17 protein-coding genes are annotated in these 16436 nt (G+C 42.2%); 4 read left to right on the forward strand and 13 right to left on the reverse strand.

The window, feature by feature from the left end; translation table 11 throughout:
- Position 1: 1 nt before the first annotated feature.
- Complete coding sequence (locus IEX94_RS03045) at positions 2-478, forward strand: GNAT family N-acetyltransferase (RefSeq protein ID WP_188855968.1); 477 nt, start codon at positions 2-4, stop codon at positions 476-478.
- Positions 479-543: 65 nt separating this feature from the next.
- Here IEX94_RS03045 and IEX94_RS20070 read toward each other — a convergent pair whose 3' ends face one another.
- The 12 genes from IEX94_RS20070 to IEX94_RS03100 all read right to left on the reverse strand — a co-directional run bounded on the left by IEX94_RS20070 (position 544) and on the right by IEX94_RS03100 (position 13365).
- Complete coding sequence (locus IEX94_RS20070) at positions 544-897, reverse strand: GNAT family N-acetyltransferase (RefSeq protein WP_308425568.1); 354 nt, start codon at positions 895-897, stop codon at positions 544-546.
- A complete protein-coding gene (locus IEX94_RS20075; RefSeq protein ID WP_308425569.1) occupies positions 863-1093 on the reverse strand; it encodes a GNAT family N-acetyltransferase in 231 nt (76 codons plus the stop codon). The genes IEX94_RS20070 and IEX94_RS20075 overlap by 35 nt, the downstream gene beginning before the upstream one ends.
- Before the next feature lie 612 nt (positions 1094-1705).
- Entirely contained in the window at positions 1706-3103 is a 1398-nt protein-coding gene (locus tag IEX94_RS03055) for a SpoVR family protein (protein ID WP_188855969.1), read from the reverse strand.
- The gene (gene yhbH, locus IEX94_RS03060; protein WP_188855970.1) at positions 3100-4269 is read right to left on the reverse strand and encodes a sporulation protein YhbH; all 1170 of its coding nucleotides are present in this window, start codon (positions 4267-4269) and stop codon (positions 3100-3102) included. Before yhbH ends, IEX94_RS03055 begins: the two co-directional genes overlap by 4 nt.
- A 669-nt stretch (positions 4270-4938) precedes the next feature.
- Positions 4939-6834 (reverse strand): PrkA family serine protein kinase, encoded by a 1896-nt coding sequence (locus IEX94_RS03065; RefSeq protein WP_188855971.1) that lies wholly within the window; start codon positions 6832-6834, stop codon positions 4939-4941.
- Positions 6835-7030: 196 nt separating this feature from the next.
- Positions 7031-7465 (reverse strand): hypothetical protein, encoded by a 435-nt coding sequence (locus IEX94_RS03070; protein WP_188855972.1) that lies wholly within the window; start codon positions 7463-7465, stop codon positions 7031-7033.
- A 9-nt stretch (positions 7466-7474) separates the two neighbouring features.
- A complete protein-coding gene (locus IEX94_RS03075; RefSeq protein ID WP_188855973.1) occupies positions 7475-8299 on the reverse strand; it encodes an aldo/keto reductase in 825 nt (274 codons plus the stop codon).
- Positions 8300-8635: 336 nt separating this feature from the next.
- Positions 8636-9574 (reverse strand): MBL fold metallo-hydrolase, encoded by a 939-nt coding sequence (locus IEX94_RS03080; protein WP_188855974.1) that lies wholly within the window; start codon positions 9572-9574, stop codon positions 8636-8638.
- 20 nt (positions 9575-9594) lie between these two features.
- Positions 9595-10368, reverse strand: a complete 774-nt coding sequence (locus IEX94_RS03085) for an enoyl-CoA hydratase/isomerase family protein (RefSeq protein WP_188855975.1) — start codon at positions 10366-10368, stop codon at positions 9595-9597.
- A gap of 14 nt (positions 10369-10382) precedes the next feature.
- A complete protein-coding gene (locus tag IEX94_RS03090; RefSeq protein ID WP_188855976.1) occupies positions 10383-11372 on the reverse strand; it encodes an NAD(P)H-dependent flavin oxidoreductase in 990 nt (329 codons plus the stop codon).
- Between the two features lie 191 nt (positions 11373-11563).
- Positions 11564-12724: a toxic anion resistance protein gene (locus IEX94_RS03095; RefSeq protein ID WP_188855977.1), complete on the reverse strand. Its 1161-nt coding sequence runs from the start codon at positions 12722-12724 to the stop codon at positions 11564-11566.
- Complete coding sequence (locus tag IEX94_RS03100) at positions 12724-13365, reverse strand: 5-bromo-4-chloroindolyl phosphate hydrolysis family protein (protein ID WP_188855978.1); 642 nt, start codon at positions 13363-13365, stop codon at positions 12724-12726. Before IEX94_RS03100 ends, IEX94_RS03095 begins: the two co-directional genes overlap by 1 nt.
- Positions 13366-13550: 185 nt before the next feature.
- Here IEX94_RS03100 and coaW point away from each other — a divergent pair, with 185 nt between their 5' ends.
- Positions 13551-14351, forward strand: a complete 801-nt coding sequence (gene coaW, locus IEX94_RS03105) for a type II pantothenate kinase (protein WP_188855979.1) — start codon at positions 13551-13553, stop codon at positions 14349-14351.
- Here the strand turns inward: coaW and IEX94_RS03110 are convergent.
- Positions 14283-14642, reverse strand: a complete 360-nt coding sequence (locus IEX94_RS03110) for a DUF3006 family protein (RefSeq protein ID WP_188855980.1) — start codon at positions 14640-14642, stop codon at positions 14283-14285. The genes coaW and IEX94_RS03110 overlap by 69 nt on opposite strands.
- Positions 14643-14755: 113 nt before the next feature.
- On the opposite strand from IEX94_RS03110, the gene IEX94_RS03115 reads away from it, so the two are divergent.
- The gene (locus IEX94_RS03115; protein WP_229782538.1) at positions 14756-15934 is read left to right on the forward strand and encodes an MBL fold metallo-hydrolase; all 1179 of its coding nucleotides are present in this window, start codon (positions 14756-14758) and stop codon (positions 15932-15934) included.
- A complete protein-coding gene (locus IEX94_RS03120; protein ID WP_156854850.1) occupies positions 15931-16188 on the forward strand; it encodes a DUF3006 domain-containing protein in 258 nt (85 codons plus the stop codon). Before IEX94_RS03115 ends, IEX94_RS03120 begins: the two co-directional genes overlap by 4 nt.
- Positions 16189-16436: the final 248 nt, after the last annotated feature.

Here is a 16436-nt window from a genome sequence, read left to right on the forward strand (position 1 = left end):
TATGCAGATTCGCACCATCCAGGCAAAAGACAATAAAAAAATGGAAGCAATCATTAAGCAATCACTTGAGTCCGAGAACTTAAATATTCCGGGAACCGCTTATTTTGACCCTTACCTTGGTGAGCTTTACCAATTTTATCAAACGGAGCCAAATGCAAATTATTGGGTTGTTGTTGATGAAAACGATGAGGTAGCTGGCGGTATTGGTATTGGTCCCTTTGGCAACCACGATGGTGTGGCGGAACTTCAGAAGCTCTACCTTGCACCGGTTGCACAAGGAAGAGGTTTCGCAAAAAAACTGATGCAAACAGCGCTGGAATTTGCTAGCAAACATTACAATCAGTGCTATTTGGAGACATTCGAATCCCTTTCCGCAGCAAACCATTTATATGAAAAGTTTGGTTTTGTGAAGCTTGAAAAACCGCTCTCCGGCTCAGAACATAATGCATGTGATTGCTGGTACTTAAAGGAATTATAATGTGGCTGGGACTAGCCTTAATGGATTTATGTCCCAGCCACCAGTTCTTTTTCCACTTGAAACAGTTAACGAATGATGGCATACATTTTTATATCTTGATTTTTCCCCTTGATTACTCGTGCTTTCCGGAGTGTCCCTTCATATTGTAATCCAGCCTTTTCCATAACACGGTAGGAGCCGACATTTTCTGGCAAGCAGACTGCTTCGATAAGGACGAGATTCATTTGTTCGAAACCGAATTGAATGACACGCTTCACAGCTTCGGTCATAAGCCCTTTCCCCCAATAATCACAATGGAGCACATAACCGATTTCAGCTACTCTGCTAGCCGGTTTCCAGTTAACAAAGTCGATGGTACCAATCATTTCGCTATTTGGCTTATATTCAATCGCCCACGGAGCAATTTCTCCTTTTTTCATACCTTCCTAGTATAAAATTTAAAAAAGCTTCTGTATCCTGAAGGGATTTATGTCGTTCCCATGTTACAAACTTGCTCACTTCTGCATCTCCGCCGTAAGCATTCATCGCTTGCAAGTCCGTTGATCTTACTTTTCTTAACCGAAGCCGTTCTGTTTCCAATGTAGGTAAATTATTATATATATCCTGAACTCGCATTGCCTTCTCCCCCCGCCTAAGTGTTGGGGATTATTATACCACAAAAACAAAGGCGCAAGCGCCCTTGCAGGTTAAAAACGCGATTCGTTTCGCAACACCTGGGACTGCGATTACTCGTCTCACCGAAGAGCATTTGCACTAGCACATCCAGTAGTCGCAGCAACGTACAAACTGTGCCTCCCAGGACGGGGCGAACTTAATCGAACTTCCCCTTTACCGGAATGAGATAAAGGAAACTCGGGCGACGATAGTGAGTTGATGTTACCCGGTGGACGGATACTTTCCCAATTAAGTAAGATAATCATGCGAATGAGAAAATAGGAATCGTTTGTTTTCTTATTAGAGCAAGGTAAGCGCCCTAATAGGAAAATAGTTCCCTATTGTTTTCCCATTAAAGTAAGATGATCGATTGGAGGAGTGTGAAGTTTGGGACTGCGCGCTGCTCGCCCCCCAAAAGATCTGCTAGTTGCTAGGCGCAGAGCGGACGTGGCTAGCCCTGGATACCTAAGTTATCATAGCATTTTTGTTTTATAGTTTCTTATACCACAAAAACAGAACAGTCAAAGCCGGAAATTGCATATCTCGCAATCCGGCTTGACTGACAATAACACTTTATAAAAATTTCTTTTTAACATCTTCGCCGTGGCAACTGAAGCGGATATCACGGTCTTCTACAATCGTTTCAAGATGGACAGGTCTGCCCCAAAGTTCATAAATATAAGGTAATACATGTTCAAGATACGGTAGGTCAAGTTCGGTTCCCTCGTAATGGTGCATAAGATATAGCTCTCCGTTCCGGTTATAGTCGCCATCCACTACTGTGATATATGGAAATCCACCATTGACCCGCATTGAAATAAGTTGATCGCGGACTTGTTCATATTCCTTTGTTGAAACCCGGTAATCCCTTCCCTTTTTCTCAAACAGATACATATCCTCGCGCTCCACAATTTCCTTTGTTAAATAATTGCGGATGAAGGAGATATCTGATTCTATTTCACGGACTTCAAAGATTTTCTCCCGTCCGCTTCCTGGTTTCACACCGCGGGAAAGCATCTTCTCCGTCGGGTTGTTGTACCTTTCCTCAATATCTTCAAACATTTTGACTCCTAAATAATACGGGTTGATCGATGTGCGAGAAGGTTGCAGGACTCCCGAATTTAATGTTGCATATTCAATCGTATCGGCGCTCGTTAAGTCAAGTTCGCGCATGATGCGCTGATGCCAATACGATGCCCAGCCCTCATTCATGATTTTCGTCTCAAGCTGCGGCCAGAAATAGAGCATCTCTTCCCGGAGCATCGTTAAAATATCACGCTGCCAGTCATCGAGTTCCCTGCTATGCTGTTCGATAAAATAAAGTAAATCCTTTTCAGGCTTTGGCGGAAACTTCTTCCGTTCCCTTCTAACAACAGGCTTTTCTTTTACTACTTCATCGAGTCCCCATAAATCATCATAGGGTGTAGACTTTCGCTCTGGTTTTGTTTCTACTTCTTCATAATTTTGTTCCCCACGCATCAAGGACGGGTCGATATGCTCCTGAATGGCGAGCACCCGGTCGAGGAAATCCTCGACCTCTTTTTTCCCGTACCGCATTTCGTAGGCTGCGATTCGCTCTGCTGTCGTAGTCATACTCTCCACCATGTCCCGGCGTGTATTAGAGAACCTGACATTGTTCTTGAAAAAGTCGCAGTGGGCGAGAACATGGGCAATTATCATTTTATTTTGGACAAGTGAGTTTGTATCAAGTAAAAAAGCATAACAAGGATCAGAATTGATGACAAGTTCATAAATTTTACTTAAACCGAGGTCATATTGGAGCTTCATTTTATGAAACTGTTTACCAAAGCTCCAGTGACTAAAACGAGTCGGCATCCCATAAGCGCCAAAGGTATATATAATATCTGCCGGACAAACTTCATAACGCATCGGGTAAAAGTCGAGTCCGAAACCTTCTGCAATTTCCGTAATCTCCTGAATTGCATATTCCAATTCCTTACTCTCTATCAACGGGACCCCTCCCTCGTCTTCACCCGTGAGAAAAAGGTTTTTAGTGCGGGATACACATCTTGTTTCTCCCGAAGCTGATAATAGCGGAAGTTCGGATGCTTTATCGTCTGGTACGTGTTCATCAATGTTGAATAACGGTTATAGCTATTTACCTCCCCGTAACCGAACATTTGCGACACATCCAGTAACTCATCAACCAATTGCAGACACTTTACATTATCTGATGTGATATTCTCCCCGTCCGAAAAATGAATCGGATAAATATTATAACGGGACGGCGGATACTTCTCTTCAATCAATTCCAGTGCTTTTATATAGGCGGAGGAACAAATCGTCCCACCACTCTCTCCCTTGGAGAAAAAGTCATCCTTTGACACAACTTTCGCCATCGTATGGTGTGCAATGAATTCAAATTCAACCGTCTGATATTTTTTAATTAAAAAGCGGTTCATCCAGAAAAAGAAACTGCGCGCCATATACTTTTCAAATGTTCCCATAGAAGCACTTGTATCCATCATCGCAAGGACTACCGCTTTCGATTCATGCTTCACTTCTTCATTCCATGTTTTAAAACGTAAATCATCCGGATGAATCGGCGTGATACTTGCCTCGCCTTCTGTTGCATTCCGTTTCAAAGCAGATAAAATCGTCCGTTTCTTATCGATATTCCCCATGAGACCTTTTTTGCGAATATCATTGAACTCAATGTTCTCCGTTACCATTTCTCCCGTTTCTTTTTCCGCTAAGTTCGGCAGTTCCAGCTCTTTTAATAATGCAGCTTCAATATCAGCGAGGGATACCTCCATCTCATAAAAATCTTCTCCCGGCTGATCACCTGGTTTCTCCCCGCCGCCTTTTCCTTCCTCACTTCCTGAGCGGGCGATCACATCACCGACCTGACTCTCTCCATCCCCTTGACCGACATGTTTTGTTTTATCATGGTTATAACGGATTTTATATTCATCCAGGGAGCGGATTGGAATTTTTACAACCTTCTTACCATCAGAAAGAATAATGTTCTCCTGACTGATTAAATCGGGTAGATTGTTTTTTATAGCTTCCCGGACCTTTTCTAAATGACGTTGCTGATCCTGATTGCCTTTACGATGGAGAGACCAATTTTCCTTGGAAACGATAAATTGCTGCTTATTTGGCTTTTCTCCCATCTTTCTCCTCCTTCATATCCCTTTCAAAATGAATACTGCTTGTTATATCCTATTCATCTTCAGGATCAATTGCTTCTGCTTCCCCAACAACTCCATTTACGCCACCATAAAATATAACTTTCATTCAGCGTAAGTCTCATTGGCTCGTTTATTAGAACCTTAATCGCCGTTCCGTTGCCCGGCGGACGGATGCGCATCCTAAGGCACAGCCGAGGCCTCGACGCACAGGGACGTGCTAATGCAGACGTCGCCACATACGAGAGCATTCTTAGTCCGCCTCGGAAGAAAACCGCTTCCTGCTCAGGTATGAACTCGTGCTTTTCCCGTAGAAGTCACCGTCCGCCGGGCAACAGAACTGGTAGAGAGCGTTATTATTAGCAACTACCCCATCATGATGATGGTTCTATTCCTAAATTAATAAATAGTGCTCCAAATTTGGCCTTTCCTCGGAGTAGTCCAGACACCTCGAGACTCCTGCGGGAGGCCGGCTAAGTACGGTCACGTCCTGTGACCAATGCCGGCATTAGAACTTCCTGTTCGTCGATAGGCTTGGTGAGACCCCACAGGGCGATAGCCCGAGGAGGCTCAACAGCCGCCCGCGGAAAGCGAGAGGTGTCTGGACTGCGGACCTCCGGATAAAAAGTTGCACTTATGCTAAGTTTCGTGATATTAACGGTTCAGTAGGCTTCCGACATATCGGAGCAGTTCGTTAGCAGAGGTAGAGTTATAACCGTATTCATCAATGAGCCTCGCGATGACTTCATTCACTTTTTTCAGCTGATTTTCATCCGGCGTCTGGGAGGTTGTTGTTATTTTCACGACGTCTTTTAAGTCTGCAAACAATTTTTTCTGAATCGCTTCCCGCAGCCGTTCATGTGAACTATAATCAAATCGTTTTCCTTTACGTGCATAGGCAGATAAACGAATTAAAATTTCTTCACGGAAAGCTTTCTTCGCATTTTCCGAAATTCCAATCTGCTCCTCAATCGATCGCATGAGCTTTTCATCTGGGTTCATCTCTTCCCCTGTCAATGGATCACGCAGCTTATTCTTGTTACAATAGGCCTCGACATTATCGAGATAGTTATCAAGTAAAGATTTTGCTGATTCTTCATAAGAATAGACAAATGCTTTCTGGACTTCATTTTTTGCGATTTCATCGTATTCCTTCCTGGCGACAGCAATGTAATTCATATATTTCTCCGCATCTTCCCTCGAAATCGCCGGATGTTGATCAAGCCCATCTTTCAAGGAGCGAAGTACATCTAACGCATTAATTGACGGAACTTCTTTACGGATGATGGCAGAAGAGATTCTGTTGATTACATAACGCGGATCAATTCCGGACATCCCTTCATCTTGATGCTCACGCCCGAGCTCTTCAATATCGACTTGGTTAAATCCTTCAACATTTTCTCCATCATAAAGACGCATTTTCTTCACGAGATCGATTCCTTGCTTTTTCGAATCCTTCAAACGAGTCAGTATGGAAAAAATGGCTGCAACCCTTAATGCGTGCGGAGCAATATGAACATCCGCTATATCACTTTCCATAATCATCTTTTCATAAATCTTTTCTTCTTCACTCACTCGGAGATTATACGGGATTGGCATGACGATGATTCTCGAATGGAGCGCTTCGTTCTTTTTATTGGCGATAAATGAGCGGTACTCCGTCTCATTCGAGTGGGCTATGATCATCTCATCCGCTGAGATTAATGCGAATCTTCCCGCCTTAAAATTCCCTTCCTGTGTTAACGATAATAAGTGCCATAAAAATTTCTCATCAGACTTCAATATCTCCTGAAACTCCATCATTCCACGGTTTGCCTTATTCAACTCACCGTCAAAACGATATGCCCGCGGATCGGATTCCGACCCGTATTCCGCAATCGTTGAAAAGTCGATGCTTCCGGTTAAATCGGCAATATCCTGGGATTTAGGATCGGATGGACTGAATGTCCCAATCCCGGTCCGTTTATCTTCTGAGAAAAAGATTCGTTCCACACGTACATCTTCAATTCGTCCATCATATTCTTGCTCAAGTCGCATCGTATTGAGTGGAGACAGGCTCCCTTCAATCCGGATACCATATTCATCCTGGAAATCTTTACGCAGATGTGGCGGAATTAAATGGAGCGGATCTTCATGCATGGGACATCCTTTAATCGCATAAACAGCACCTGCATCTGTACGGGTATATTCTTCCAATCCACGTTTTAACAGGGTTACAATCGTAGACTTTCCGCCACTCACTGGACCCATTAGTAATAAAATCCGTTTTCTAACATCCAAACGCTTAGCTGCCGGGTGAAAATACTCCTCCACGAGCCGCTCAATCGCCTCTTCTAATCCGAATATATCATCCCCGAAAAAATGATAGGTTTTCCTGCCATTTTTTTCGGTGAATCCTTTATCTTTAATCATATTATATATACGGGAGTGAGCAGATTGAGCGACATGGGGTCTCTCTTTGACAATCTCAAGATACTCGGCAAACGTTCCTTCCCACCGTAAACGATTTTCCTCTTCGCGGTACGCTCGAACTTTATTTATAATTTCCATAGTTACTCCCTCCATGATAGCGGCGATTTATATATCCTATGCCGGACAGGGAGTTAACATTACCCCGGAATAAGAAAGGACCGCCAGAACGAGTATCTTACTACTTCGTTCCGGCGGTCCTGATGTACTTGGTCGCGAGGCTTGACTAGTTTTTTATCACGTATTAATGGTCTGTAATACCCCCACTGAATGAGTTTCACTTTATAGATTCATTGTAATATTCGTTGGTAACTTTTTCAGCTTCGACAATTTCGTATTGGCTCGATGTTTTCAGGACGACCCAGGTCATGATATCTTCTTCACCTGCATCGTTCACAACGTAATGCCAGCGTTCTCCATACATCTCGTCCAATTCTTCCACAATTTCGGGATTCAATCGTTTGTCAGTAAGTTCAATTGCGTTTAAAAGTTTAACCCCTTCTACACTACGGACTTGAGCCGCCAGTTCTTCTACTAGTTCCTCAATCGAATGCTCGCTTAAAAATTCTTCACTGAAATAAGCTGCCACAGCTGCTTCATTTTCCATTAGTGCCTGTCCGTACATATCCTCCACAACAGAAACCGATGCAGGGTTAAAACATCCAGTTAAAAGAAAGACAGAACTAACTAACAAAGCAGTAATTTTTCGCATGCCATTACCTTAGAAATCATCTGGATTGGAACCGGTACGTTCATTTATGTTCATGCCAGCAATTTGTTCCACTTCTTCTGCAGTAAGCTTGAAATCAAAGATATCCGCATTTTCAATCATTCTGTTTTTATTGATCGATTTTGGAATTGTCATAACACCCTGGTCCAAATCCCAACGTAAAAGTACTTGGGGTACTGTTTTTCCATACTTTTCGGCAATATCAACAAGTAATGGCTCATCGAAAATACGTCCCTTTTTGAGTGGAGACCATGCTTGCATTTGAATATCATTTTCTTTACAGAAAGCTAATACATCGCGTTGTGTCAGATGTGGGTGGAATTCAATTTGATTCACTACCGGTTTCACTTCTGCATCTTTTAGCAGCTCTTCCAGATGATGGACATGGAAGTTACTGACACCGATAGCTCGCACCTTTTTATCCCGGTAAAGTTTTTCGAGTGCTCTCCATGTATCTTTAAATTTCCCTGATACTGGCCAGTGAATAAGATAAAGGTCAAGATAATCGAGTCCTAACTTTTCCAAAGATTCATCAATTGCCTGCAATGTAGATTCGTATCCTTGTTGATCGTTCCAAACTTTAGATGTAACGAAAATTTCATCCCGAGGGATTCCGGAATCTTTAATTGCTTGTCCGACACCTTCTTCATTTCCGTAAACGCTTGCTGTGTCAATCAGACGGTAACCGACAGATAGTGCATCCCTAACGGCATTAATTACAGTATCACCGTCTTCTACTTTAAATACACCGAGTCCGAATCCAGGCATCTTCACGCCATTATTTAATGTGATTGTATCTTGCAAGTTATTAATCATCGTTATCCTCCCATTCATTACTTCTATCGTCTTCTATCTTATCATTATTTTCTTACTTCTAACAAATTGAATGAAAGGGAAAAAATATCGTATAAAGCTGAAAAATTATTATAAGAGCATCTGCCGCTCCGGAAATATACTTTGAGTATGCTTGGCGGGTAAAGGCTATTGGCCCGTGGGTCTCGCCTATGCCGGCCGACGAACAGGGCGTTCTAATGTCGGTGCCCGCCACAGGACTTGAATGTGCTTAGTCGCCCTTTTGCTGGGGTCTCCATATATTTCCGGCACTGATCAGCAATGTTAACTTGTTTTCTTCTATATTAAAATAGTTATAGCTCAACTTCGATATACATAAACCTCACCTTGTAGTTCCCTTATGCATTCTCCTTTTAGGCGGAGATATTCTAGGTGGGCGAGGGTTTCACCGATTGCGAACCGTGTTTCATGGATATTTAATTGTTTATTGAAAAGCTTTTCGCATGCCTCGTAAACCGTGCAGCCTGTTTGAATAATTTCGTGCAAAGCAGCAAGTCTTTCGTCGTGGTGTGCTTTTAATTCAAGCACCCGCAAGTGGCCGTCATGAAATGGTTTCCCGTGTGAAGGGATAATAAAGTCGACCTCAAGTGCAGCAATTTTATCCAAAGAATCGAAGTAACTCGCGAGCGGATTCGGGTCACCATGGAACCAGTGGGAAATGTTTGGTGTAATCTTCGGTAAAATATGATCCGTGCTGAGAAGTGCATTCTTTTCTTTATTATAAAAGGTGACAAGTCCTTCCGAATGGCCCGGTGTAAAAATAACTTCATATTCATATTTTCCGAGAACAAGCTTTTCCCCTTCTTCTAAATAATGCCCGACGTTCGGATAAGGTTGTACCCTTGGTACAAATTCTTCGGTATTCTCAATCATTTGCCGTGCAACTTGTTCTGGTATTCCGGATAACGTATAATATTTCCCGAGTTCGCTAAGCAATCCTTCTTCCCAGCTATATAGCCCATTTTCCGCATCGATTTGGGACATGGACACCTTGGATCCATACTTCTCTTGAAAAGCTCCTGCATACCCGTAATGATCTGGATGATAATGGGTAATAATCAAATCAGTGACCTCTTTGCCTGCAAGCTCTTCTTCCCAACGTTTCACCGTCTCCTTATTATGAAGACCAACGTCAATGACTGTATAGCCATCCACTCCTTCTGCAAGGAAGCAATTCACATGGTTCAGGCGAAATGGCAAGTCAAGCCGGATAAGTCGTAAACCATACTCCTCTAACATTTAGATCAACACCTTTCGCCTCAATTACCTTTAAAGTTTGGTTTTCGCTTTTCAAAAAACGCTGCAATCCCCTCTTTATTATCTTCAGATTGGAGGAGCAGTGTCTGAATTGCTGTTTCTTGTAAATCACTCGTTTCATAATTCAGCTGCTCAGCATGGTTCACGAAATGCTTCACAAACTGATTCGCAAGCGGAGGGCCGTCTACAATAAATTGGGCATACTCTGTTGCTTCCTCCATTAGATTTTCCTTGGCAACATGATTAACAAGCCCCCAAGCTTTCAATTCATCCGCAGATACAGGTTTTGCTGAAGAAAGCCATTCTTTTACAAGCGGACGCGGGACATTGTCTGTTAAAGCTTTCATCAGCCCAAGGTCGGGAATCAGTGCAATATTTGAAAAGCTGCTAATGAATGTTGCTTTGCTCTCCGCTACAATAAAGTCTGCCGCCATTGCAATACTAAACCCAGCTCCAGCAGCAAAGCCATTCACAGCCGCAACAACATACGTATCCATCTTACGGATGATCTGGACGACTTCGAGCGCCCGCTTCATATACTTCATAATGGAAGCGGATTCATTTAAGGTGTGAAGTGTTTCTAAATCACCGCCAGCTGAAAACCCTTTTCCCTCACCTGATAAAATGACAGCACGAATTGCTTGATCCTCATCTGCATCTTTTAGGGCTGCAATTACGTCATTTACAAGTTCGATGGATAAGGCATTCCGCTTATCCGGCCGGTTCATTGAAATATAAGCGATACTATTTTCTTTTGTTACTTTTACTAACTCCATACTCTCTCCCCCTCTTATTTCATTCGCTGGACGGTTTCGTGATATTCATTTGCGATTTTTTCTTTAGCTTTTAAATATTCTTCCCGAAGCTCATTGGTTATCTCCTTTACCGTCAGCTCCTTTTTAATCGGGCCAACTCCCTGACCTGCCCCCCAAACATCACGCCATGCTTTCACATCGGGATTACCGAGCTCGGAAAAATCTATTTTTCCTTTTTCGGGAAGCTGTTCTGGGTCAAGACCAGCATTTACAATACTCTTCGTCAGGTAATTAGCGTGAATTCCACTAAATGCAGGCGTGTACGTAATATCCGAAATTGAGGAATCAATAACAAGCTTTCGATATTCATCCACAGCACTGCTTTCTTCTGCGACGATAAACTTTGTTCCGAAATAAGCAAAGTTAGCACCAAGTGTCTCAGCAACGAGGATATCTTCCCCCTTCGATAACGTTCCTGCTAAAGCGATTGGCCCATCGAAGGTTTCACGGATCTCATGCATAAAAGCAATCGGATTCAACCTGCCACCATGCCCGCCTGCTCCGGCAGCAACAAGGACAAGTCCGTCACTTCCTTTTTCTAAAGCTTTTTTCGCAAATTTCATATCGATGACGTCACTAAGAACGACCCCACCATATTCCTTCACAATTGCTACCACAGGGCTCGGATCTCCCAGTGACGTAATGACGAGTGGTGGTTGATATTTTTCGATTAGCGCAAGATCTTCTGTAAAGCGTTTGTTCGAACGATGACTAATAAAATTGATTCCCCATGGGGCCGTTTCTTCACCATTTTCTTCCTTTAACTGTTGCAATCCATCTGTAATTTCTTGCATCCAGTCATCTAACTGTTCGGTTGTGCGTGCATTTAACGCTGGAAACGTCCCGATAATTCCTGAACTACATGCTTCAAGCACCATTTTTGGATTGGAAATGAGAAACATTGGCGCCATGATGACCGGTAGTTTAACCCCTTGCAGCAATTTTTTCGTTGCTTCATTTGTCATGAAATATAATCCTCCTTTAACATCCCTTTTCTCGAGTGAATGTTCATTCATTTCTCTTCAAAAAAATAGAACTAGCTAAATCTATTCTTCTTGTATTATTCTAATTCTAAATTTTCATATTTTTAATGTCAAGTGATTACGCGTAAAAAAAGAACAGGGTCATCGGAAAAAATCCAACTGACCCTGCTTTTTTATTTCAACTCTAATAATTTCTGCTTCATTTCTTCTTCCATTACAATCATTTCTTTTTCAGCTTGTTGGCGTTTCTCTCTGCCTTCAGCTTGAATTGTAAGAGTTTCTTCGATGGTAGAAATCAAATCTTCCTGCGTCTTCTTCAATGTTTCAATATCGACAAGTCCACGTTCATTTTCTTTTGCCGTCTCAATTGTATTTGTTCGTAAGAGCTCGGAGTTTTTCAACATGAGATCATTAGTCGTTTCTGAAACGAGTTTTTGTGCTTCAACAGCATTTCTTTGACGCAGCAAGGTTAGTGCAATTGCAATTTGATTTTTCCATAGTGGGATTGCAGTCAGGATTGATGATTGGATCTTTTCCACTAGTGCCTGGTTCGTATTTTGAATGAGCCGAATCTGTGGTGCGCTTTGAATTGTAATTTGTCTGCTTAATTTCAGATCATGCGTCCGCTTCTCAAGGCGATCGGTAAATTGAATCAAGTCATTTACTTCCTGAACCATCATTTGATTTTGGCTTGCTTCCGCTTTCTCTCTCAGAGCGGGAATTTCTTTTGTCCGAAGCTCGTCAATCTTCACTTCTCCGGCAGCAATGAAAACATTCAATGCATCAAAGTATTCCTTGTTTTTCGAGAATAGCTGTTCCAATAATTTATTATCCTTCGTGAGCTCGTCCTTCCCCCGGTCAAGCTTTACACTAATTCGGTCAATTTGTGCACCAGTCTTTTGATAATTAGAAAGAACTTGATTCACTGAGTTAGATACCCGATTAAAAATCTTAGAAAGAAATCCACGGTTATCTGTCCGCAAATCGTCCGGATCTACTTGTTCGAGCTTTTTCATCAGATCGGATAAAATGCCACCAATTTCACCGATATCACTATTTTTCACATGGTCCAGCATGTCATGGGAAAAATCCATTAGCTTAGACTGTGCTTCCGTGCCGTATAAAGATACACTCTGAAGATTTTGCGGGTCGATTTGTTCTGCAAGCTGCAATGCTCGCTTCCTCTTATCTTCCGGCAATACATCGATGAGTTTCTTTTCGGTTACTTCCTTCTCTGCCTCTATTTCGCTAATTTCCTTGTCAACAGAGTCGCTGCCGAACGGATTCGCCAACAGCTCGTCCAATTCAAATTCATTCTTCTTCTCTTCGGCCATCAGATAACCCTCCCATTTGTTTTCTTCGGTTTTTGTAATGCCTTCTTCGCTACGTCAAGCTCAAAATGTAATGTATCGACATCATCATTCAGCATCTCGCGTAGGTCTTTATTTACGGTTTGACCAAGAACGATAATGGTATGTCTGGAATCCCGCATCGTTTCGCTCATTTCACGGGATTTCACTTGCTGTTTGGATAGGTAAGCATATTTTTCCGCAATTTCAACTAACGAATCAAGATGTTTATAATAAAAAGCTTCCGCCTTAAAAAATCTCCATGGCTCCCGTTGCGTATTCGCATAAATTCTTTTTACGGTACGAAGAATTTCAAAATTCTCCTTCGCATTCCCAAAGTGACGGACTTGAAGAAAGGCGCGCTGCAGTCGGATAACTTTTGCTTTCGCTTCTTTCAAGTTCTCGGAAATGAATTTATATTCCTTCCTTGTCAGCCCTTGACGCTTCGCATAGCGCGAAATCTGTATATGTTTTACAGAATAATAGGTGACTACACCACCGACAATAGCGTATGTCGTTGATAGGAGAATAACTTGTGTAAAGGCGAAAAAACTGATCAACCAGATCACCCCTGTTGCAGTGAAAGCCGCCGCCTGTCGTAAAACAAAGTCGAAAAATGCTTTCATTTCATCACTCCTATAATAAATTACACGTCCTGTATGGATACTCAACCATTAATACGATAAAACAAAGTATAAAGTTTCACTTAAATCTATTTTACCTAACTTGACGAGAAATAACTACACTTAGATAATGACAATTAGATGTTTGGTTAGAGTTATTAAATTCATTATTTTAGGAGATGAATGGGATGCAACGAATTGGAATTGATGCTGGCGGATCGTTAATCAAGCTTGCTTATGTAGAACGAGAACGATTACATGTTAAAACTTACCAATATCAGGAAAAGGATTCCATCATGAACTGGCTCCATATGCTCGCACCACAAGTCCATGTTTATGGTACAGGTGGAAGATGGCAGGATTTATCACGTATCATTCGGCAATCAACCGAAACGGTAGAGGAATTCCCCGCGATTGTCCGGGGTGCAGATTATTTATTGAACAAAGAGGTCGGATCACCAAAGGAATACATTCTCGTAAACATTGGGACGGGGACTTCCATTTTCCACGTCGATAATGGATCCTTCGAAAGGGTGATAGGAAGCGGAATTGGTGGTGGTACATGGATGGGAATCGGCTCCCTTCTAACAGGTAATGAGAAAAGTTTCCGAGAACTTGTCGAACTGAGCGCGGCTGGAAATCATCTGCAAGTCGATTTGCTTGTAAAAGATATATACGGCGAGCAACAAGCTCCCCTCATACAAGAACTAACGGCTGCTAATTTTGGTAAACTAGAGCTTTTAAAGGCTAGTACACACGCTGATCAACTGCATGCTCTAACACAACTGATCGGTGAGGTCATTCTATCCCTAGCGAGTACTGTCATGCAAAGTAAAAATGTAGGGAAAGTTGTTTTTATCGGTAGCACCATTCAAGGGAATAAACCGCTGCAGGATGTACTGACAAGCTTTCAAGATATGTTAGCGTATGAAGCGATATTTTTGGAGATGGGGGCTTATGCCGGTGCGATTGGGGCCATGCTGGAATAGCTGGCTCTTCTCTCTTAATTCACCAATTAATGTATTACTCTTTTTCCGTTGCCGGTCCGCTAGACCGGCTAATTCTATTAAAATAATCGGTTCATTTTTTCTTACTGTAAGCAGCAGCCAACTATCTTCAGAAATAATATGGTCAAATTGTTCGGTGGAAATAACGAGCTCATCGCCTTTCTGTTCTAGTAAAACAACAGCCTTTCCCCCTTCGATTCGATCTACTACACCAATTTCAGGAATGGCGTGCCGCCCATAAAATAATAAATAAATAATTAACCATATGTTCATAATACACCTCCTCGGATCGAAACGGTCGGATGAACAATATTGTCCACTGGATTTTCCACATCCTATTTGCTACTCTATGAAAGGAAGTTTTGGAAATCTTAGGGGGAAAGCAAGTGAAGCGTTTAACAATAATACTGGCATTTTTCATCTTTTCTTTTATCACGGCTTGTGATGAAATGCCAACAGAGAAATCAAGCAACTCAGACGAAACACCGTTAACAACGAAAGATAAAGATACTACTACCATTGCTGGGGAAAACCTTGAGGAATTATCCGTTCATTTTATTGATGTTGGACAAGGTGATGCCACGTTATTCCGTTATCACACTACTGAAGGAAAATATACAATTTTATTTGATACGGGAGATTGGCGCGGTACCGAGGTAACGAGTTATCTCAATGCTAATGAAGTTGATTTTATCGATCTTGTCATCGTTAGCCATCCAGATGCAGATCATATTGGACAGCTCGCTCAAGTAATGCAGAATTTTGAGGTTGGAGAGGTCTGGATGTCTGGAAATGAAAGTACCTCCCAAACGTTTCAACAAGCGGTGGAAGCAGTCCTCGCAAGTGATGCGGACTATTATGAACCACGGGCAGGTGAGGAATTCTCCATCGGTCCAATGGATATTGAAATTCTCTACCCGGAAAGTATTTCAGGAAAGGCCAATGAAGAATCCATTTCTGCCTTATTTACATACGGGAATGTGAAGTTTGTTCTTACTGGGGATGCCGGCCGAGGGGAAGAAACATATATGCGTAATACATTCAACGTAGCAGCTGACGTCCTGCATCTTGGACACCATGGCTCGAAAACATCCAGTGATCCCGCATTCCTTGATGCTGTTTCACCAAAAATTGCCGTTTATAGCGCAGGTACAGATAACAGCTATGACCATCCGAGCCCAGAAGTCGTAACCGCAGTTGAAGAAAGAGAGATCGAACTATATGGTACAGACAAACACGGCACCATCCTTCTCACAACCAACGGCACCGACATCCAAATCAACACAAATATAACAACGCCTGAAAGTGGGACAACGGGGTCAGAGCAAATGTCCCAAAATGATGAGAACGGAGATACGGAACAAGACACTAATTCAAGCTGTGTAAATATAAATGAAGCAACAGCCGAAGAATTACAGCAGATCATCCATATCGGTCCGGAGCGGACTCAGGATTTAGTTGAATTACGCCCATTCCAGTCCATTGATGACCTCACTCAAATTGATGGAATTGGACCAGCACGAATTGCGGATATTCAATCAGAAGGGATAGCGTGTATACAATGAAAGGTATATTAGATCGATTTGAAGGTAATCAAGCAGTTATTCTAATCGAAGAAACGAAAGAGGAATTGATAGTCAACAAGGAAGTCTTACCTCGTGGCAGTATGAAGAATACAATATTCAACTTGAAAAAAGAAAGCGATGGCTACACCATTGTCAACATTGATTTAGCACAGACAAAGGCAGCAGAGAGAAAATCCTCCTCCCTTATGGATCAACTGCGCGCAAAAAACAAAGGTAGCAAATTTAAACAATAAAACAAGCGGTAAATGTGAAAATAGCCGAACAAACCAATCATCTCAGCAGGTACAACATATGGTTTGTTCGGTTTTTTAGCATAGGATACTATAAAGCGAAACTCATTCAGTTGGGTTTCCGTACCCCCACTGAATGTTAGTTGAACAGAATCAGGTATTTACGGACTGTATATCCTCCACCCCCTAACATTTTGGTTTTTCCTCTTGTTTAGAGGTGGAGGTATTACAGACCGTTGATACGTGATAAA

Source organism: Oceanobacillus indicireducens (assembly GCF_014647195.1).
GTDB lineage: Bacteria > Bacillota > Bacilli > Bacillales > Amphibacillaceae > Oceanobacillus > Oceanobacillus indicireducens.